The sequence below is a fragment of the Bradyrhizobium sp. CCGUVB23 genome (assembly GCF_024199885.1).
In the GTDB taxonomy this organism is placed as follows: Bacteria; Pseudomonadota; Alphaproteobacteria; order Rhizobiales; family Xanthobacteraceae; genus Bradyrhizobium.
Map to the genome: position 1 here is coordinate 157,772 of NZ_JANADQ010000003.1, position 19,725 is coordinate 177,496.

Annotated in this window: 13 protein-coding genes, 6 pseudogenes and 1 other annotated feature; of the genes and pseudogenes, 12 read left to right on the plus strand and 7 right to left on the minus strand. The window is 60.7% G+C overall.

Going from position 1 to position 19,725, the window contains the following annotated elements:
• Positions 1-212: 212 nt before the first annotated feature.
• The 5 genes and pseudogenes from NLN62_RS51675 to NLN62_RS51690 all read left to right on the plus strand — a co-directional run.
• Positions 213-802 (plus strand): annotated as a pseudogene (locus NLN62_RS51675) (transposase); the annotation flags it as partial.
• Positions 497-613: a sequence feature (AL1L pseudoknot), on the plus strand. (Overlaps the previous pseudogene by 117 nt.)
• A 670-nt stretch (positions 803-1,472) precedes the next feature.
• Entirely contained in the window at positions 1,473-2,450 is a 978-nt protein-coding gene (ltrA, locus tag NLN62_RS51680) for a group II intron reverse transcriptase/maturase (RefSeq protein ID WP_371933189.1), read from the plus strand.
• The gene (locus tag NLN62_RS53920) at positions 2,447-2,650 is read left to right on the plus strand and encodes a group II intron maturase-specific domain-containing protein (protein WP_371933190.1); all 204 of its coding nucleotides are present in this window, start codon (positions 2,447-2,449) and stop codon (positions 2,648-2,650) included. The genes ltrA and NLN62_RS53920 overlap by 4 nt, the downstream gene beginning before the upstream one ends.
• Positions 2,651-3,146: 496 nt before the next feature.
• Positions 3,147-4,360, plus strand: a protein-coding gene (locus NLN62_RS51685) for an IS3 family transposase (RefSeq protein WP_254107226.1) whose coding sequence is annotated in 2 segments (ribosomal slippage) — positions 3,147-3,423 and positions 3,423-4,360 — 1,215 coding nt in all. Because the reading frame shifts where the segments join, the coding sequence is not laid out codon by codon here.
• 64 nt (positions 4,361-4,424) lie between these two features.
• Positions 4,425-4,943 (plus strand): annotated as a pseudogene (locus tag NLN62_RS51690) (recombinase family protein); the annotation flags it as partial.
• A 144-nt stretch (positions 4,944-5,087) separates the two neighbouring features.
• Here NLN62_RS51690 and NLN62_RS51695 read toward each other — a convergent pair.
• Positions 5,088-5,712, minus strand: a pseudogene (locus tag NLN62_RS51695) (ISNCY family transposase); the annotation flags it as partial.
• 345 nt (positions 5,713-6,057) lie between these two features.
• Here NLN62_RS51695 and NLN62_RS51700 point away from each other — a divergent pair.
• Positions 6,058-6,408, plus strand: coding sequence for a recombinase family protein (locus NLN62_RS51700; RefSeq protein WP_254114333.1), 351 nt, complete (start codon positions 6,058-6,060; stop codon positions 6,406-6,408).
• A gap of 5 nt (positions 6,409-6,413) precedes the next feature.
• Here NLN62_RS51700 and NLN62_RS53925 read toward each other — a convergent pair whose 3' ends face one another.
• Entirely contained in the window at positions 6,414-7,496 is a 1,083-nt protein-coding gene (locus NLN62_RS53925; protein WP_371933191.1) for a zinc ribbon domain-containing protein, read from the minus strand.
• On the minus strand, positions 7,406-8,395 hold the full coding sequence (locus NLN62_RS53930) for a recombinase family protein (RefSeq protein ID WP_371933192.1): 990 nt from the start codon (positions 8,393-8,395) through the stop codon (positions 7,406-7,408). Before NLN62_RS53930 ends, NLN62_RS53925 begins: the two co-directional genes overlap by 91 nt.
• A gap of 451 nt (positions 8,396-8,846) precedes the next feature.
• On the opposite strand from NLN62_RS53930, the gene NLN62_RS51710 reads away from it, so the two are divergent.
• Together NLN62_RS51710 and NLN62_RS51715 are read left to right on the plus strand one after the other, a co-directional pair.
• Positions 8,847-9,518 (plus strand): recombinase family protein, encoded by a 672-nt coding sequence (locus tag NLN62_RS51710; protein ID WP_254114334.1) that lies wholly within the window; start codon positions 8,847-8,849, stop codon positions 9,516-9,518.
• The gene (locus NLN62_RS51715; protein WP_254114335.1) at positions 9,515-10,567 is read left to right on the plus strand and encodes a hypothetical protein; all 1,053 of its coding nucleotides are present in this window, start codon (positions 9,515-9,517) and stop codon (positions 10,565-10,567) included. Before NLN62_RS51710 ends, NLN62_RS51715 begins: the two co-directional genes overlap by 4 nt.
• Before the next feature lie 20 nt (positions 10,568-10,587).
• On the opposite strand, the pseudogene istB reads toward NLN62_RS51715, so the two are convergent.
• Positions 10,588-11,229, minus strand: a pseudogene (gene istB, locus NLN62_RS51720) (IS21-like element helper ATPase IstB); the annotation flags it as partial.
• Positions 11,226-12,695 carry an IS21 family transposase gene (gene istA, locus NLN62_RS51725; RefSeq protein WP_371933193.1) on the minus strand — a complete coding sequence of 490 codons (1,470 nt, stop codon included), beginning with the start codon at positions 12,693-12,695 and terminating at the stop codon, positions 11,226-11,228. The gene istA and the pseudogene istB, both read right to left, overlap by 4 nt.
• Positions 12,696-12,932: 237 nt before the next feature.
• Between istA and NLN62_RS51730 the strand changes: the two are divergent.
• Positions 12,933-14,195 (plus strand): annotated as a pseudogene (locus NLN62_RS51730) (zinc ribbon domain-containing protein); the annotation flags it as partial.
• Here NLN62_RS51730 and NLN62_RS51735 read toward each other — a convergent pair.
• The gene (locus NLN62_RS51735) at positions 14,165-14,989 is read right to left on the minus strand and encodes an IS3 family transposase (protein ID WP_254114336.1); all 825 of its coding nucleotides are present in this window, start codon (positions 14,987-14,989) and stop codon (positions 14,165-14,167) included. The pseudogene NLN62_RS51730 and the gene NLN62_RS51735 overlap by 31 nt on opposite strands.
• Entirely contained in the window at positions 14,986-15,273 is a 288-nt protein-coding gene (locus NLN62_RS51740) for a transposase (RefSeq protein WP_254113983.1), read from the minus strand. The genes NLN62_RS51735 and NLN62_RS51740 overlap by 4 nt, the downstream gene beginning before the upstream one ends.
• Before the next feature lie 403 nt (positions 15,274-15,676).
• On the opposite strand from NLN62_RS51740, the gene NLN62_RS51745 reads away from it, so the two are divergent.
• From NLN62_RS51745 to NLN62_RS51755, 3 genes and pseudogenes are all read left to right on the plus strand, one after another.
• On the plus strand, positions 15,677-16,216 hold the full coding sequence (locus NLN62_RS51745) for a hypothetical protein (RefSeq protein ID WP_254114337.1): 540 nt from the start codon (positions 15,677-15,679) through the stop codon (positions 16,214-16,216).
• Positions 16,217-16,228: 12 nt separating this feature from the next.
• Positions 16,229-16,360 (plus strand): annotated as a pseudogene (locus tag NLN62_RS51750) (IS3 family transposase); the annotation flags it as partial.
• A gap of 250 nt (positions 16,361-16,610) precedes the next feature.
• A complete protein-coding gene (locus NLN62_RS51755; protein ID WP_254114338.1) occupies positions 16,611-19,691 on the plus strand; it encodes an efflux RND transporter permease subunit in 3,081 nt (1,026 codons plus the stop codon).
• The last annotated feature ends 34 nt before the right edge of the window (positions 19,692-19,725 follow it).

Here is a 19,725-nt window from a genome sequence, read left to right on the forward strand (position 1 = left end):
TGCGGAGGCCATTCATGCCGTTCCAATTCCAGGTGACCACATAACTATGATGAATGTCCCGGCGAACCGCCAAGTTCTGGCTCGATGCCTATCAACGGCTCTTGGCCAGTCAGCGACGGGCGCCGAATAAAGGGTTCATAGGGCACAGGCGGAAACGTATGCTGAACCGCGCCGGGTTTGCCGGAGGCTCCAACTCCTGAGAGGATGGAGCCATGACGAGCAAGACGACGAACAAGTTTTCACCCGAGGTCCGGGCCCGAGCGGTACGGATGGTTCTGGATCACGCGAACGAGCACCCCTCTCGCTGGGCGGCGGTGACATCGATTGCCGCCAAGATTGGCTGCACGCCGCAGACGCTGCATGACTGGGTCAGGAAGGCCGAGATCGACAGCGGGCAGCGGGCCGGCGCTCCGACCGACATGGCCGAGAAGCTGAAGGCCCTCGAACGGGAGAACCGCGAGCTTCGGCAGGCCAACGAGATCCTGCGCAAGGCAAGCGCGTATTTTGCGATGGCGGAGCTCGACCGCCGGTCCAAGCCATGATCGCCTTCATCGACGATCATCGTGGGGCGCATGGGGTCGAGCCGATCTGCAAGGTCTTGCCGATCGCCCCCTCGACCTACCACGCCCATGTCGCCAAGCGGCGCGATCCGGCCAGGCTGTCGGCCCGCGCCAGGCAGGATGCAGCCCTGAAGATCGAGGTTCGGCGAGTGTTCGATCAGAACTTCTCCGTCTATGGCGTGCGCAAGGTCTGGCGCCAGCTCAAGCGCGAAGGCTTCGATGTTGCCCGTTGCACAGTGTCGCTGTCAATCGGCCCTTTAATTGCGGTTTGATGTCAAGCCACCTCCTTGCTTCCTTGCTCTCCACTTGGCCCGGCGGTAGCGCTTGCCCCGTTGGAGCTGGTCGGGTTGGTGCGCCACGACGGCGCGAAGAAGGAGGTAGATCAATTGACCTAAAACCTTCAAGCAGCCTTGCTGTGCAGGAGATGAGGGTAGGCCCCTCGGGCTCGGATTGCAGGATCAGAGTCCAAACCACCACAAGCTGCTTCGACACAACGGTCGAGGTGGTGAGCGTTGTTGGAAAAGGCGGGCGCAAGCCCGTCAGGTAAGCCTCAGGAAGGCGAGCGGAAGCGAACCGCCGATGAAGCATCGAAAACCAGTACAGACGTTGTCGAAACCAAGGGTTCAACCCTTCCTTGGGAGCAAGCCGATCGGGAGCCTGGTTACTGGATGGGTGACGACCGGTGTAGAGGCGGCGCGATCCTGATGGCAGGCTCTTACACGGAACGTGGGAACCTGGGTCGTGATGCCAAGGGAGAACCTGAAAGCGGCAGCACCGCTGAGGGAGAGTACCGATGCACGGCGCAGGGGCGGACGGGTTCGCAGTAGTGATGAAGCCTGGTAATGCAGGTGGAGCGAAGGGACCCGATCATCTGGCCAACGACAACAGCCAACCCGCAATGGGGATGAACTGATGTCCGAGGCAAAGCCGTATGATATCTCCAAGCACCTTGTTTGGCAGGCTTGGAAACAGGTCAAAGCAAACCAAGGGGCCGCGGGCGTGGATGGCGTCTCCGTCGCGGCGTTCGAAAAGGACCTGAAGAGGAATCTCTACAAGGTCTGGAATCGCATGTCGTCGGGGACGTATTTTCCACCGCCTGTTCGTCTCGTGGAAATCCCCAAATCCGATGGCAAGAGTGTCAGGAAACTCGGCATTCCCGCCGTCGGAGACCGAGTGGCCCAGACAGTCGCAAAGATGGTCATAGAAAAGGAAGTGGAGCCAGTCTTCCACCCCGACTCTTACGGCTATCGGCCCGGACGCTCTGCGCTCGATGCGGTGGGGAAGGCGCGCGAGCGCTGCTGGAAATTCGATTGGGTCATAGACTTGGACATCAAGTCGTTCTTCGATACGATTCCATGGGACCTGATGGAAAAAGCTGTAGCCCACCATGTGGAATTGGGCTGGGTTCGTCTCTACGTCAGACGGTGGCTGCAAGCCACCGTGGAGCGGAAAGACGGGACCCGCGACGAGCGAACACGAGGAACCCCTCAGGGTTCTGTCGTCTCGCCCGTACTCTCCAATCTCTTCATGCATTATTGTTTCGATGCATGGATGCAACGGACCTTCTCACACCTGCGCTTCGAAAGATTCGCTGATGATGCGATCGTCCATTGCAGGAGTGAGGAGGAGGCCAAAGCCGTACTGGGAGCGATCCGTAATCGCCTTGCCGAGTGCGGTCTGGAACTCCACCCGGAGAAAACCCGGATCGTCTACTGCAAGGACAACAATCGGAGCGGGGGTACGAGCAAATCACGTTCGACTTCCTCGGCTACACGTTCCGGCCGCGCAAAGCTCGGGACAGCAAGGGTGAGAAGTTTGTCAGCTTCGCACCGGCCATCAGCCGCAAGGCAGCCAAGGGAATCCGGCAGGCTATCCGCGAATGGCGGGTGACAAGCAGGAGCAACCAAACGCTGGAAGACCTAGCCAAACTGATCGACCCTGTCGCGAGAGGATGGCTGAACTACTACGGGCGGTATTACCGCTCGGAGTGCGTCAACGTCCTTCGTCACGTCAACATGGTGCTCACCCGGTGGGTGATGGGGAAATATAAAGGTTCAAGCGCCGGAAAACTGCGGCCATATACTGGCTAGGACGTCTCGCAAAACGAGCGCCAAGCCTGCTGTATCTGTGGAAAGTCGGCATCAGACCAACGGCTGGATGATAGAAGCCGGATGAAGCGCGAGCTTCACGTCCGGATTCGTGAGCGCCTGGGGTGAAATTCCCCCGGGCGACTCGACCGGAGACGGGGCGAGCGCGGCTTATCTACGATTGTTAGCCGTTGATGCATCGCTGGGGTCATGGTCCTTTATATGGACGCCTCCCGCTTGCCAAGTCTCGCTTAGATGAGATGCTACACAGAATACGGTTGCAGTTTTATATCCGGCCTGTTTGTGCAGGTGAGATACCTGCTGGCCCTGATGGAATTCGCTGATCCACGCCTCATTTTCCGAGAGGGCTCGAAGCCCGAAGAACCATTCAGGTTTAGTGGATCACGGTCCGACCTGTTTGCCAGTGAAATGGACCCCGGTTTTGGGACCAGAGGCTAAGTTGGAAAAGGGCCGCTCCGTTTGATAGACGGAGGGCATGATGACGAAGAAGACACGACGGAAGATCGACGCGGCGTTGAAGGCAAAGATCGCGCTGGAAGCCGTGCGGGAGCAGGCGACGGTGGCCGATCTGGCCCAGCGCTATGAGGTTCACCCAAACCAGATCTATGCCTGGAAGAAGCAGCTGCTGGACCAGGCGGCCCGGGCTTTTGACGCGGGTGTCGGGCGCGAGAGCGAGGAAACGCGCGAACGCGAGATCGAGAAGCTGCACGCCAAGATTGGACAACTGACAGTCGAGCGCGATTTTTTAGCGCGGAGGTCCGGAAGATGAGCACGCCGGACCGTCGAGGAATGCTCGATCGCGCCGACCAGGCGCTGTCGATCCGCCGGCAATGCATGTTGCTTGGCATCGCCCGTTCTGGGGTCTACCGGCCGCCACGGCCGGCCAACGACAACGACCTTGCCCTGATGCAGCGGATCGACGAGCTGTTCACCGCCTGGCCATTCCTGGGCTCGCGGCGGATGACCGCGATGCTGAAGACTGAGGGGCTTCAGATCAATCGCAAGCGCGTGCAGCGGTTGATGCGCAAGATGGGCATCGCGGCGCTGGGACCGAAGCCGAACACGACAAAGCCGGCGCCGGGCCACAAGATCTATCCCTATCTGCTGCGCAACATGACGATCGACCGGCCGAACCAGGTATGGGCGGCCGACATCACGTATCTGCCCATCGGCCGCGGCTTTCTCTATCTCGTCGCCATCATCGACTGGGCGAGCCGTGCGGTTCTGGCGTGGCGGTTGTCGAATACGATGGAGGTCTCGTTCTGCGTGACGGCTCTGGAAGAGGCGCTGGCGAAGTACGGCACGCCGGAGATTTTCAACACCGACCAGGGCAGCCAGTTCACCAGCGTGGCCTTCACCGGCGCGCTGGCGGCCGCAAAGATCAAGATCTCCATGGATGGCCGCGGTCGTTGGATGGACAACGTCTTCATCGAGCGGCTGTGGCGGTCTCTCAAGCATGAGGACATCTATCTCAAGGGCTATGCCGACGGCCGCGAGGCCAAGGCAGGGATCGCGAGCTGGATCGCCTTCTACAACGATCGTCGCCTTCATCAGTCCCTCGGCTATCGCACGCCGATGGCGGTCTGGCGCGAACGGATGCAGGCCGCGAAGGCTGTGGACATGGTGGACAACGCTGACGCGTTGACCACATGCCCACAGCAACAGCAGCAGACAGAATCTCTGGCTGCGTGATAGAAAGGGATCAGGAGCGATCAGTTTCAACTAACAAGCCGGTTCAACCGGTCCCGCTTCGCGGGTCCATTTCAGTCGCGTCGTCGACACGGTGCTGGTTGACCAGGAAACTATCTATGCTCCGCGGCACGGCAACGACCGACTGCTTCTGGGGTTGAAGGGAAGCCTCAACGAGTATGAGCTGGACCTTTTACGACAACGTTCGCTCTCGGCACGCTACGAGAAGGCCCGCCGCGGCGAACTGGTTGCGGCCACGCCGGTCGGTTTTGTGAAAGTCGGTGATCGCTACGAGAAGGATCCGGATCGGCGTGTGCAGGACGCCATTACGCTCGTCTTCGACAAGATCGAGGAACTCGGGAGCGCGCGGCAGGCGCTGCTGTGGTTCCATGAGCACAGCCTCGACCTTCCGGTGAAGCAGCCGAACGGCGACACAGCCTGGCGGCGGCCCAGCTACGCGACCCTCCACAGGATGGTCGAGAACCCGGTCTACGGCGGAGCCTACGCCTATGGTAGAACAGCCGTAGCGACGGGGTACGGCGTCCATGGCGCAGGCGCGAATGTAGCGCGACGATCTGGGAGAGAGGTCGTATTGCCTCACATATCGATGCTCCCGAGTGCGATCGGTTGCCTCATTTAATTTGCTCCCGGCCAGGGTTGAGGAGGAGGCCGGGTGCGGAGATGGCCGGGGTTTCGGAGCGCCCGGCCTCCTCCTCTGGCATCTGGCACATCATTGGGTTGTTGTGCCCTCGCGCCCCAGCAGCGTTTTCTCCGCAGGAACGAACAATAACGCGTTCGCTTGCTCGCTGCGCCAGGATTTAAGCCGACGTTGAAGCGTTCGAAGAAGCTTGTTCGGATAGGCTCCAGGATATTCCACCTGCAACCGGGAGAGCAGTTCGCTACCAGTCCGCCAGGGCTCGGCTTCAAACCATTTTCGCAAATCTAGCGTTGCCCCGATGAGCGGGTCGGGACGACGCCGGCCTCTTTTTCGGTTTCACGATTGGCCGATCCGTCGGCCGCATAGCTCCGTCCTTCCAGGCGGTTCGTAGGCTTGCCAGGAAGAGATCGATCGATTGCGATGCCGCAGCAGGATGGGCGATTGGCTGGGTATCCGCGAGCGCCGCGAGGCGTTCCTGCGCGCCGCGGATGTCGCGCAACAACGCGACCGGGTCGAGAGTGGCATAGATTTCTTGGAGATGGTGGCGAACCGCGTCGGGCGTGCGGGCGTCGGCGGCCAAGCGCTGGTGTGGCGTTGCCGGCGCGCTGTATGTCTTGCGCACACGAGCACCGTCGCGCTGCTTGGCTATCAATTTGAACGAGGGTTGGAAGAAGTTCACGAACAGTCGCGCCGATCTGCCGCGCATCAGTGTGCGTACGCTGATCCCATTGATGCAACATTTGAGCGCGAGTCTGGGCCTTCTCAACGAGAAGGTGATTCGCGATGCCCCACCGACCGCTTCCAGGTCACGTTGCGTATCGACCCCTGCCGGCGTTAGCAAATCCCTCCGGCCATCCGACAGCCGACATTCCGCGCCTTTGGCCGAATCTGTCGACCGCGACGCAAACGCAGATTGCTCAAACAATCGCCGCGCTGATGCGGCGAATGCAAGCGATCCCCGGCACGCCCGGAAGGGGACTGGGTCGTGCTGATCAGATCGAACATCGCTGACGAGCGGCTCACGACCGCACACCGAGCCAAGTTGGCCTACGTCTACGTGCGGCAGTCATCCGTGAACCAGGTGCGCCAACATCAGGAGAGCACCGAGCTGCAGTACCGCCTTGTCGATCGTGCCATCGGTCTGGGCTGGCCGCCTGAGCGCGTCCAGGTGATTGACGAGGATCTGGGCAAATCCGGCGCTGGCGGCGTGGATCGCCATGGTTTCCAGAAGCTCATCGCCGAGATCGGCCTTGGCAACGCAGGTCTTGTGGTGAGTCTCGACGCTTCTCGCTTGGCCCGCAACAACCGGGACTGGCATCAGCTTCTCGAACTGTGCTCGGTATTCGGTGTGCTCATTGCGGATGGCGAGCGGCTTTACGATCGATCATGTTGATACCTTCATTTGTTTGCTCTCGGGTCGAAAACGAGGTGATCTCGAGCTCCTGTTTTAAGCTCTCGCAATGCGACAATGCTGGCTTCCGTATCAGGAAAGAGGAATCGCTTGTCCCAAGGATCGCGCTGGATATCAATGGTGCCGCTGCGGATACGTCGCTTGATCCAAGAACTCGAAACTCCCAAACGCTTTGCCATTGCGGTCACCGGCAGCCAGCCAGCAATGTGACGAGCACGCGTTGCGACGCCGTCCTGCAGTACGCGATGGCGCTGCCGCACGATCTGAACGGTTCGTACTGGAACATAATTTCGGCGCGGTGAGCGGTGCCCCTCCTGGGTCAAGGTGTTGGCGATTTCGGCATCATCGAAACCCTGGCGGGCCAGCTCAAGGATCCGTGCTTGCATCTCAGTCCCTCGAGTTAGAGCATGCAGGGCATGGACCCTCGGCTCGACTTCCAATTCGGATATCTCGCCACCACACCAGACGATCCGGACCGCGATTCGATCGCGCGTGATGCGGTGGAGAACAACCTTGTCAATCAGCGTTCGTAATAACTGCTTCTTATCTGCCCGGCTCACATCAGGCCGCCGCCAGAGCTCAGGCAAGTGTGGACCAAGCGCAAGAAACTCATTCTGCTCCTCTGGGGTCAACATGGCTGATTTGCTCTTCGTGGCTCGGCGGGTGGTCAGCGCCTCTTCAGCCTGCCGGAGTTCGCGTAACGCTTTTTCCCATCGTCGCTCCAGCTCAGCGGCGATGAGGCGATTGTCAGGATCGACCCGATTATACTGTCGTTCGGCCAGGAGCGCCTGATAGCGCAGTCGCTCAACCTGCTGCTCTTCGGCGCGATCAAGCGCTTCGTCAGTCTGCTGCCGCGCATTGAGCGCACGCCTCCAGGCCTCCACCTCAGCGGGAGCGATCGCTGCAAAGAATGCAGCCACCACCTGTGCGTCGATCGGATCGGCGGGAAGATGCTGGCATAGCGTCTTGCCTTGGTGGTTCAACAGGGCATTGCAGACGTAGCGAGACCCGCCCTTGTATTGTATCGACATCTTGTGGCCGCACCGGCCGCACCAGGTGATGCCCTGCAAGATAGCGGCCCCTCTCGGGGCACGCCACGCGTTTGATTGCGTTGGTATTCGGCATGGTTGTCGCGCAACATGGCCTGGATCCGCTCAAAGCCATCCCAATCGATGTATGCAGGATAGCGGTCCTTTACTACTACCTTCCACTCTGCCATTGGGCAGCGGGCCGTCTTCAGTTTACCACTTGCATAGGTCGTGCGGCAGGACCTGGTACGGCCATAGACGAAAGCGCCAGCATAGGCCGGATTCCTCAAAATTCCGGAAATCATGCTGGCCGATGGTGTCCGCCACGCAATATCGCCGAACCGGTCCCGCCGCGGTATGGAGAGCGCACGATCTCGGAATGACCGGATTACCTTGCCTACGGAGCCTCCCTCCAGAAACGTCGTGAAAACCAGTGATATCCGCTGCTGCACCTCCCTGCTTGGATCCTTCGATGCCACGCCATTGGCGTCACGTTCCAAACCCGCCGGTAACAGTAACGTCAACTCGCCGCGCTCGGCCTTGGCGCGCAGCCCCGCCGTCAGACGACCGCGCAGAGTGTGCAACTCCACTTCGGAGATTGTGCCCTTTAAGCCGAGTAACAGGCGCCCATTGGTTGAGCCAGGATCGTAGACGCCGTCGCGATCCGCAATGAGGCATTGCCGGTAGCCGCACAGATCGAGTAGCGGGTACCAATCAGAGCAGTTGCGCGCGAGACGCGTCACCTCGTAGGAGAGAATGATTCCGATTTCACCCAACGTGACGCGAGCGATAACGTCCTTGAAGCCCTCGCGATGCGCTGCTGTCGATCCACTCAATCCAAGGTCGGCATCAACGACATCAACATTGGTATCATCCCAACCGAGATCGGTGGCTCGCTGTCGCAGTGCATACTGCAGTCGCAGGCTCTCCTGGTTGGTCATCACCTGATGAGGCGTGGACTGCCGAATGTAAATTACGGCTCTGCGACACAGGTGGCTCCCCGTCACGAGATCCGACCTCATGGCTCTCCTCCCAGCGAACCACGCGAGCTCGCCAATTTTGATTCGGAGCCGTGCCCTAAAGAATCATTTGTCGGCTGATTCGCCAAGCTCGTCAGCACCACTTCTCTTGAAAGCCGAAGCAAGTCTCGAATGCTTTCGAGCGAAAGCTTGCTTGACGGGACAGACAGCCGCTCGCCATAGAGGTTGGTTGCTGCAGCTCGAACTCTCAGCAAAATGCCGTCGCGATAATGAACGAGAACGCAGCCGCCGGGTCGGAGCGAGCTTCCGGCCGATACCAAATCAAAGCACCGTCCGTATAGTGGATGGGTTGGGTCGGTTACGGTAATCTGCTCCAACTGATCAGATGGCTCCCGAATAGGGGCATCATGCGGTGTGGTCGTACGATCCACGCGCCTACCACGACCGCTTGCTGTTGGGCTTGTCCGGCATCATGAGCGAGGCGGAGTTGCATCAACTTCGGATGCGCCTTCACCAAGGGGAGCGCCAGAAGGCGGCGCGGGGCGAACTGCGGCTACCTCTGCCAGCCGGGCTCGCCTACGATCGAGCAGGCATGATTATTCTCAATCCCGATGAGGAGGTGCAGGCTCGTCTGCATCTCGTGTTCGCCAAGTTCCGGGAACTGCAAAGCGCTCGCCGTGTGATGCGTTACTTGGACAGGAACGGATTGTTCTTGCCGGCTCGACCGCTGCTTGGACCGTCTCCACACGAGATCGTCTGGCGTGCGCCAGATAGTACACGCGTCCTTAATATCCTTCAGAATCCGGCCTATGCTGGCGCTTATGTTTATGGCCGCCGGCAAAAGGATCCGAGCCGATGCCGGCCGGGATCGCTGACGGGAACGGTCAAGGTGGCGATCGCGGATTGGGCGGTATGCCTCCACGCCGCTCACCCAGGCTATATCGGCTGGGAGGAGTTCATGGCCAACCAGGGGCGACTGGCGGATAACATCTGCCGCTTTGAGGCAGGACACTCGGGTGTACCGCGCAAGGGGGCAGCCCTGTTGCAGGAATTGGGATTTGCGGTCGTTGTGGACGGCGCATGAGCATGCGCTACACGGGCCCGAATGCCGACTATCCGGTCTATTGCTGCCGCTCGGATCGGGACCAGCAAGGCAGTGCGATGTGCCAGGAAGTCCGGGCCTTGGCAGTTGACGCGCTGGTTGAGCGGGTGGTCCTCGATGCTCTGGTGCCGGATCAGATTGAGATCGCAATCGCAGCCGCGGGCCAACTGGAGCAGGAGAGCCGTCAGCTCGAGCGCCAGTGGGCGCTTCGCGTGGAGCGCGCCCGCTACGACGCCGAGCGCGCTCGGCGTCAATATGACGCCGTAGAGCCCGAGAACCGTCTTGTGGCGCGCTCACTCGAGCGGGCTTGGGAGGAGAGGCTGCGCGTCGTCGAGGCGGTCGAGCAGGAGCATGCGCGTTGGCGCGCGCAAGAGCCGCTTCTGATTGGCCCAGTGGAACGCGCAGGGCTACAAGCGCTCGCCGAGAACCTGCCGCGGATTTGGAACGCGGCGACCACGTCGGCAGCTGATCGCAAGCGCATTCTTCGATTTGTCATCCGCCAAGTCGTTCTTGATCAGAAGCGAGCCCAAGGTCAGGTGTGGCTCAAGATCGTCTGGCAGACCGGCGCAATCAGCGAGCATCACGTGCAACGCCGCGTTCACACCTACCGCGATTACATCGACATTGCTCGATTGCGTCAACGGATCGTCGAGTTGAACGCTGAACACAAAATGGATGGCGAGATCGCGGCAATACTCAATCAGGAAGGCTTCGTCGCGGCTCGAGGCTGCGACTTCAAAGGCGAGAATGTCTGGCTATTACGTACCCGCTGGGGCATTCCCACCGTTAAAATCAACGGCGTGGACAAGAATCCGATGCGCTGGCCCGACGGCAGCTTCTCGATTCAGGGCGCAGCGGCTGAGCTTGGGGTGACCCCGCAGACGGTGTTCGATTATCTCGCGCGGGGATTGCTGGCAGGTCGGCAGCTAACCAAAGGCCAGCCATGGCAGATCGAGCTCTCAGACGACCAAATCAGTCAGCTTCGTAATCGGGTACGACGCACCAAGCGTTCGAAGAAGGAGGCATCATGAAGTCATTGGCTCTGGGAAGATCTTCCCCACTCGCCGAAGGGCTGGTTGGCGGTGATCAGCATGGAGCGCCGCTCGTAACGGGCGCTGATGAGCTCGAAGAGCACACTGGTCTCGGCCTGGTCCTTGGTGACGTATGCGAGATCATCGAGGATGAGCAGGTCGAACTTGTCGAGCTTGGCCAGCACGCTCTCGAGGACGAGGTCGCGGCGGGCCTGCTGCAGCTTCTGGACGAGATCTGTGGTGCGGGTGAACAGCACCCTGTAGCCGTTCTCGATGAGGGCGAGACCGATCGCCGAGGCGAGATGGCTCTTGCCGGTGCCCGGCGGGCCGAACAAGAGCAGGTTTGCGCCTTTCTCCAACCAGGTGTCGCCGGCGACGATGGCCATGACCTGAGCCTTGGAGACCATCGGTACAGCGTCGAACTCGAAGGCGTCGAGGGTCTTTCCGGGCAGAAGGCGGCCCTCTGTGAGGTGCCGCTCAATGCGGCGGCGATCGCGCTCGGCCAGTTCGTGCTCGGCGAGCACAGTGAGGAAGCGCGCGGCGGGCCAGCCCTCCTTGTCGGCCTGCTCGGCGAACTGTGGCCAGATCACCTTGCTGGCGGGCAGTCGCAGCTCGTTAAGGAGCAGGCTGAGCTTGGCGGGGTCAATCGAGGCGCTCTTCATGCTGCGTCTCCCAGGCTGGCGCCGATGAGCGCTTCGTAGGCCTGAAGCGGCGCAAGGCGGACGACCACGTTGGGCAGGCGCGCGGGATCGGGCGCGAAGCGGGCACGCACCGCGGCCATGTCGGGGAGCCGGTGATTGTCGAGGCAGATGGACAGCTCCTCGGCCAGTTCGCTCTCGCAGCCGCGCTCGTGGGCGAGGCCAAGAAGCTCGACCATGATGCGGCAGGCCTGGCGCTCGGGCAGACGCTCGACGAGGAGATCGAAGGTCCGCCGGTAGGCCTCGCGCGGGAAGAGCCGGTCGCGATAGACAAGATTGAGCAACGCCATCGGCTTCCTTCTGAGCGAATGGATGACGTGCCGGTAGTTGACGACCTGGTCATGCTTGCCGGACGGGGAAGCACGCCCGCGCGGTAGCGTCATGAGATGGGTGCCGCCGATGAAGACATCGAGCCGATCGTCGTAGAGGCGCACACGCAAGCGATGGCCGATCAGGCGCGAGGGCACGGTATAGAAGACCTTGCGCAGCGTGAAGCCGCCTGAGGAGGTGACGCGCACGCTGAGTTCCTCATAGTCGGTGGTGCGCCGCTCAGGTAGTTCCCGAAGCTGGGCGCGCTCGGCATCGATGCGCTTGGCGTTGCGGGCATTGCGGCGGCCGACGATCTCGTCGACGAAGCGGCGATAGGAGGCGAGATCATCGAAGTCGACGGTGCCACGCAGCAACAGTGCATCCTCGATCGCCCGCTTGAGATGGCCGTGCGGGCCCTCGATCGAGCCGTTCTCGTGGGCGATGCCGGCATTGTTGCGTGACGGCGTCATGCCGTAATGGCTGCACAGCTCGTCATAGCGGCGGGTGAGATCCTCGCGCGCGTCCTTGTCCAGGTTGCGGAAGGCGGCCGACAGGCTGTCCGAGCGGTGCTCGCGCGGCACCCCACCGAGGGACCAGAGTGCGTTCTGTAGGCCTTCCGCCAGCGCCACGAAGCTCTCGCCGCCGAGCACGACATGGGCGTGCTCGAAGCCCGAATAGGCGAGCCGGAAATGATAGAGCCGGTGGTCGAGCGGCTGACCGGCGATGGCGACGCCGAACGAGGCCACGTCGGTGAAGTCCGACAGACCGAGCCTGCCGGGTTCGTGCGCCTGGCGGAAGATGACCTCCTGCTCCTCACCGTGGACGGCACGCCAGCCTCGGATGCGCCGTTCCAGCGTCCGGCGCACTCCTTCGCCCAACTTGGGATGGCGCCGCATCATCTCCTCGAAAATGGCCACGGGCCGGATGCCGGGCGCTGCCCGCAGCAGCGGCACAACTTCAGCGTCGAAAATGTCGGCGAGCGGATCGGGACGCCGTCGTCCGCGCGGCTCCTTCTTCTGCGAAGGTAGTATCGGATCCTTCTCGATCCGGTAGGCCGTTGCCACGCTGATCGACGCCTTCGCCGCGGCGACAGGCGTCGGATGGGTCTTCCTGAGCTTCATGTAGAGCCTCAATTGATGGTCGGTTATGTGGCGGCCGGGCACAAAAGTGATTCCTCCGAATCGGAAAAACCACCGGCATACCGGCCGACCGCGACCACCAGAGAAAGGCCTCGAAGAGGCCGCCGCCGCTGGACGGAAACTCCGGTCGGGCTACGCCCTCCCTACGTTCCCGTCCAGCGGCGGCATTCTCATCTTGATTGACGCTGCACTCTCACTTTGATCGCCGCGCCGCACGCGAAGATCCGCCGGAAGGCGCGCGCGGAGTGGCTCGCCCTTAAGCCGGACGCCCACGAAGGCTATGTGAACTGGGAGAGGTTCGAAGCGATCCGTACAATGGTCTCCAGTAACGTGCCCACGAGCCGGCATCATGGTGCGCCCAAGCATGGCGAGGCGCTGCTCGCTGGGCTCATCCGCTGCCGACGTTGTGGCCGCAAGCTGACGCTGCGCTATAGCGGTATGAAGCATCATATTCCCCGTTACAGCTGCTCGCGCGGCTGGATGGATAACGGCGAACCGCGCTGCATCGCGTTCGGAGGCTTGCGCGTCGATGATGCAATCGAAGAGGCACTTCTCGGCGTCGTCGGACCCGGCGCCGTCGTGGCGGCTACGGCCGCTGCAGCCCAGGCCACACATCAGAGGGATCAAGTTCGCGAAGCGCTCGGCCGTGATCTCGAAGTGGCCCGTTACGCCGCCGATCGCGCCTTCCGGCAATATGACGCGGCTGATCCGGCAAACCGCCTGGTTGCCGCGGAGCTTGAGGCGCGCTGGAATCGCTCGCTTGCCCGCGTCGCCGAGGTAGCGAGCAAGATTGCCGCGCATGACGCGGCGACCGCACCGACAGCGATCGATCCAGCGCTGCTCAGTGTGCTGGCCTCAAACCTCAAGTCAGTTTGGTCAGGGCCGACCACCGATGCGCGGCTGAAGAAGCGCATCGTCCGTACGCTAATCCACGAGGTCGTTGCCGATATCGATGACGAAGCGTCCGAGATCGTCCTCGTCGTGCATTGGGCGGGCGGCGCTCACAGCGAGATGCGGCTGCCCAAGCGTCGACGCGGGCAGCGTAACAGCACCTCCGACGACATCATTGCAGCCATCCGGCAACTGGTTCTGATCGCCAGCGACGACCTGATTGCGGGCCTGCTCAACCGCAACGGCCTCAAGACGGGCAACGGCAACCGTTGGACCCGTGAGCGCGTCACAACCACGCGATCTTATCATCGGATACCCGTCTTCCGGCGGGCCGAGGATAGCGTCGAGCCCTGGCTCAATCTCTCCCACGCCGCCAGGCTTCTCAAGGTCGCATCCAAGACGCTGCGCTTAGCCGCAGAAGCTGGTCAGATCGAAGCCGTCCACCCTCTGCCGGATGGGCCATGGATCTTCGCGCGCGCGGCCTTGACCACGGATGCCGCCACATCCATCACCGAACGAGCGCGGCAGAACCCAAGATACCCCGCAGGATCGCATCCCGATCAGCAAAGTCTCTTCTCTTCAACAACATAGACAAATGGGTGTTCTGATGCGCGGTTGTAAAATTCGATCCATCGGACGATTCCGGCTTTGGCCTCGCGACCATCCGAATAACCCTTGAGATAGATGTCCTCGTATTTGAGCGAGCGCCACAGCCGCTCGATGAACACGTTGTCCATCCAGCGCCCACGACCGTCCATCGAGATCCTGACGCCGGTGGCGGCCAGCGTGCCGGTGAAGGCGGCGCTGGTGAACTGGCTGCCCTGGTCGGTATTGAAGATCTCAGGCCGGCCGAAGCGCGCCAAGGCCTCTTCGAGCGCAGACACGCAGAACGATGTGTCCATCGTGTTCGACAGGCGCCAGGCCAGCACCGCACGGCTCGCCCAATCGATGATAGCCACCAGATACAGAAAGCCCTGGCCGATCGGCAGATAGGTGATATCGGCCGCCCACACTTGATTCGGTCGGTCGATCACCATATGGCGCAGGAGATACGGGAAGATCTTGTGTCCCGGCGCCGGCTTTGTGGTTCTGGGCTTTGGTCCCAGCGCCGCGATGCCCATCTTGCGCATCAACCGCTGCACGCGCTTGCGATTGATGCGACAGCCTTCGCTATTGAGCATCGCCGTCATCCGCCGCGAGCCCAAGAACGGCCAGGCCGTGAACAGCTCGTCGATCCGCCGCATCAGCTCAAGGTCGTTGTCATTGGCCGGCCGCGGCGGCCGATACACGCTCGATCGCGCAACGCTCAGCAGTTGGCATTGCCGGCGGATCGATAGACTCGCATGATCGCGCTGAAGCAATCCTCGGCGATCCGGCGCGCTCATCTTTCGGACCTCCTGGCTAAGAAATCCCGCTCGACCGTCAATTGTCCGATCTTGGCGTGGAGCTTCTCGACCTCCAGTTCGTGGGCCGCCTCGCCATCCCGACCAGCGCCCGCGTCGAACGCCCGAACCGCTTGATCCTGAAGCTGTTTCTTCCAGGCATAAATCTGGTTCACATGCACCTGGTAGCGCTGCGCCAGATCCGTCACCGTTGATTGTTCTCGCAGCGCCTCCAAGGCGATCTTTGCCTTCAGCGCCGCATCGATTGTCCGTCTCGTCTTCTTCATGGTCCGCTCCGTTTATCAAAACGGAACGGCATCCGCACCACCTAAGCCGCCGGTCCAAAATCCGGGGTCCACTTCTCTATGCAGGAGCGCCGCATGATGGCGTTCAAGAGGCGCGGCATCGCGATGTGAAGAGCGCGGTCCGTCACCGCCCGCGGGACGACTTTCGAGACTGCCAACACCTTCGTCCCGGCAGGGACGCATGTTCCGTCGAAGGCGGATCTCGCCGGCAGCTACATTCGATCTCATCCATGCATCAATGTGACGGTGGCGGATGTCTAACATTCTGTTCAGCACGCGACAGCACTCGCCCAAACACCTCTGATAAATCAGCTCTACACGCTTGGCACGACTCTTGATTATAGCTAGCGCACTCAAGTGACCCCGGTTTACATGGAGATGATCTGTGCTTGAAGTGCGAAAGAGTGTGATCTCGAAGCTGAAGGTGGCTGCCCCTCTGACTGCAATGGCGGTAATCTTGCCGATAGCGGCCAAACCAGTGATTTGGAGTTCGAGCGCTCAATACGGAAGCTATAGGTTCGACGGCTATACTTGGAATAACGACGTATTTGGCTCAGGTGCGGGGCCTCAAACAATCTCGGTGAGTTCAATCAACCAATGGAGCACCGGCGGCGTCAAGAGCTATCCCCACGAGGCCCACGATGTTGCCAAACCGCTAGACTCGATCATCACCCTGAAATCGAGCTTCAACCAACTCGTACCCTCTGCGGGTGCCTGGGACACGGCCTACGATATCTGGAGCAGTTCAAACGACCAGGAGATAATGATCTGGACGAACTATACGGGAGATTCGAACGGAGGAGGAAACGTCAAGCCGATCTCGTACAAATATGACCCTCATTCCGGAGCTGCGATACCGGTCTACACGAACGTCAACTTGGCGGGCGTGAACCGCCCCGGGTTTGCCGGAGGCTCCAACTCCTGAGAGGATGGAGCCATGACAAGCGAGACGACGAACAAGTTTTCACCCGAGGTCCGGGCCCGAGCGGTCCGGATGGTTCTGGATCACGCGAGCGAGCATCCCTCGCGCTGGGCGGCGGTGACCTCGATTGCCGCCAAGATCGGCTGCTGCGACGGGACTGGTTCGGCGCGTTTTTCTTCGGGGTTGCCCAGACGCGTTGCTCTACTGTTTCGAGCCTGACCGCCGGGCGCTTGATCCAATAGAGGGTGATGTGTTGCTTAGGAAGATGAGCCTTTAGAGCAACCGACCCCCGCTTCCCTCATGCTACGGGCTTGGTCGCAATCGCCGCATTTATGAACGTGGCGTGGCCAGACTTGTTTGCGAATTGGCATCAACTTCTGGAATGCGAGCGTCTGCGATGGCATTTACCGAACTTTTCATAAGGCGTCCGGTGCTATCTATCGTGGTCAGTCTCCTGATCCTGCTGATCGGCCTGCGCGCGGCCACAGTTCTGCCGATCCGGCAGTATCCCAAGCTGTCGAACACGGTCGTCAATATCACGACCTCCTATCCGGGTGCCTCCGCGGACATGATCCAAGGGTTCATCACGACCCCGTTGGAGCAGGCAGTCGCTTCGGCCCAGGGCGTCGACTTTACAACGTCCTCCTCGGTTCTCGGTACCTCGGCGATCCAGGTCTACATCAAGCTCAACTTCGATCCAAACGAGGCGCTCACCGAAGTCCTCTCTAAAGTCAATTCGGTCAGATACTTAATCCCGAAGGAAGCGAACGATCCGGTCGTGACTAAGTCTACCGGTCAGACGACAGCTGTCATATATATGGCCTTCTCCAGCGAGGAACTGACGGCTAGCGCGATCTCCGACTATCTCTCGCGCGTAGTGCAACCGGTTCTGTCAACCGTGGACGGCGTCGCAGCGGCGGACATCCTGGGCGGCCAAAGTTTTGCGATGCGGCTATGGCTCGATCCTGCGAGAATGGCGGGGCACGGGGTGTCGCCGGCTGATGTTTCGACTGCAATCGCCGCCAATAACTTTCAGTCCGCAGCCGGCCAAGCTAAGGGCTATTTCATCGTCTCTGATGTGACGGCCAATACTGATCTGCGAAGCGTCGATGACTTCAAGCGCATGGTCGTCAAAGCCAACGACGGCGGCTTTGTGCGCATAGAGGACATTGCGACAGTCGAGCTTGCCGCACAGACCGCAGACGTCAGCATTGCCATGAACGGCGAGCACGCCATCTTTATCGGCGTGCAGGCGAGCCCGCAAGGCAATCCGCTCAACATAGTGCGAGACGTTCGGGCACTGTTTCCAGAAATGGAACGTAATCTGCCGCCATCGATGAAAATGAATGTGGCCTACGACTCCACCAAGTTCATTCAATCATCGATCGATGAGGTGGAGAAGACGCTCATTGAGTCCGTCGCGATCGTGGTGGCGGTGATCTTCCTGTTCCTGGCTACGCTGCGGTCGGTCATCATTCCCGTCGTCACCATTCCGCTGTCGCTCGTTGGCGTCTGCAGCTTGATGCTGACGCTGGGGTTTTCATTCAATCTCCTGACCCTCCTCGCGATGGTGCTTGCGATCGGTCTCGTGGTCGATGACGCAATCGTTGTGGTGGAGAACATTCATCGCCATCTGGAGGCAGGCGCGCCGCCAGCGCAGGCAGCTAGGGAAGGCGCGCGCGAGATCATCGGCCCCGTCGTCTCCATGACGATTACGCTGGCCGCTGTGTACGCGCCCATCGGCTTTCTCGGCGGCCTCACCGGGGCGCTGTTTCGCGAATTTGCCTTTACGTTGGCGGGGTCGGTAATCGTGTCGGGCGCGGTTGCGTTGACGCTGTCGCCGATGATGTGCTCGATCTTCCTGAAGAGCGCTGAGGAGGGGCGGTTTGCGAGATTTGTGAACCGCGTGTTCGGCGCCATGACACGCTGGTACGGCCGCAAGCTCGACCGCTCGCTCGACTATCGCCCGATTACCGGGCTGTTTGCGCTGACCATGCTAGGCCTCGTCGGCTTTCTCTATATGCATACCTCCAAGGAACTCGCACCCGAGGAGGATCAGGGCATCGTATTTGCGCTGACTAAGGCGCCGAAATATGCCAATATCGACTATCTCGACTATTACGGTGCCAAGCTCGACAAGGCGTTTCAGGAATTTCCCGAGACCGACTTGCGTTTCGTGCTCAACGGCACCAGCGGTCCGCAGGGCGGCATGGCCGGCATGTTGCTCAAGCCTTGGGACGAGCGCAAGCGATCATCAATCGCGCTCAAGTCATTAGTGCAGGCGGAGCTGTCCAAAATCGAAGGTATCAACGCATTTGCCTTTAGCCTACCGCCCCTTCCGGGCAGTTCGGGAGGGTTGCCAGTGCAGATGGTGATCAACTCGACGCTGGGTTTCCAGTCCATCTATGAGCAGATGTCGACGCTGAAGGATGCCGCGCGCAAGAGCGGTCTGTTCATGGTCAGCGACTCTGACCTTGAGTTCAACCAGCCGGTGGTGCGAATCAAGGTCGATCGGTCCAAGGCCAACGAACTAGGCATCACCATGCAGAACATCGGTAACGCGGTCGCGACCCTGCTTGGCGGAAACTACGTCAACCGCTTCAACCTACAGGGCCGCTCCTACCAGGTAATCCCGCAGGTGCCACGCGAGCAACGCCTGTCGCCGGAATCACTCGGGAATTTTTATGTGAAGGCTGCGACGGGTGCGATGCTGCCGCTGTCAACGGTGGTCTCCATCGAGACTGCGACCGATCCGAACGCGCTCACCCACTACAACCAACTCAACTCCGCAACATTCCAGGCCGTACCGATGCCCGGCGTCACGATCGGTCAGGCTGTGGACTTCCTGGATGGGGAGGCAAAGAAACTGCCCGCAGGCTTCAGCCACGACTTCCTCGCCGATGCCCGCCAATATGTGCGGGAAGGTAGCCAACTCGCCATCACCTTTGCGTTTGCGCTCATCATCATTTTCTTGGTGCTTGCGGCGCAGTTCGAAAGTCTGCGCGATCCTCTCATCATCATGGTCAGTGTGCCGATGGCAATCGTCGGCGCCTTGATCCCGCTATTTTTTGGCGTGGCGACGATGAACATCTACACCCAGGTCGGATTGTTGACACTGGTCGGGTTGATTTCCAAGCATGGTATCCTGATGGTCGAGTTCGCCAATGAGCTGCAGTTCAAGAAGAGGCTCGATCGTCGCTCGGCCATCGAGTTGGCGGCGCGCGTCCGACTCCGTCCAATCTTGATGACCACTGCGGCGATGGTTACTGGCCTTTTACCCTTGTTGACTGCAGTGGGTGCTGGCGCCGCGAGCCGCTTCTCGATCGGGCTCGTGGTCGTCGCGGGCATGTCCATCGGCACACTGTTCACGCTCTTCGTGCTGCCGGCGGTTTATGTCGCGATCGCGTCCGATCACCGCGCCGACGCGCGTGCGCGCCACGCCAAGATGGCCGCCGAGCTCGAACTCACAGGAAGCTGATATCGTGCCGCCCCGAGCAAGTGGGGCCGATGAT

Coding starts and splice junctions, on each gene's coding strand:
- ltrA (WP_371933189.1), top strand. CDS start 1,473: ATGTCCGAGGCAAAGCCGTATGATATCTCCAAGCACCTTGTTTGGCAG.
- NLN62_RS53930 (WP_371933192.1), bottom strand. CDS start 8,395: ATGACCAACCAGGAGAGCCTGCGACTGCAGTATGCACTGCGACAGCGA.
- NLN62_RS51715 (WP_254114335.1), top strand. CDS start 9,515: ATGAGCATGCGCTACACGGGCCCGAATGCCGACTATCCGGTCTATTGC.
- istA (WP_371933193.1), bottom strand. CDS start 12,695: ATGAAGCTCAGGAAGACCCATCCGACGCCTGTCGCCGCGGCGAAGGCG.
- NLN62_RS51735 (WP_254114336.1), bottom strand. CDS start 14,989: ATGAGCGCGCCGGATCGCCGAGGATTGCTTCAGCGCGATCATGCGAGT.
- NLN62_RS51740 (WP_254113983.1), bottom strand. CDS start 15,273: ATGAAGAAGACGAGACGGACAATCGATGCGGCGCTGAAGGCAAAGATC.
- NLN62_RS51755 (WP_254114338.1), top strand. CDS start 16,611: ATGGCATTTACCGAACTTTTCATAAGGCGTCCGGTGCTATCTATCGTG.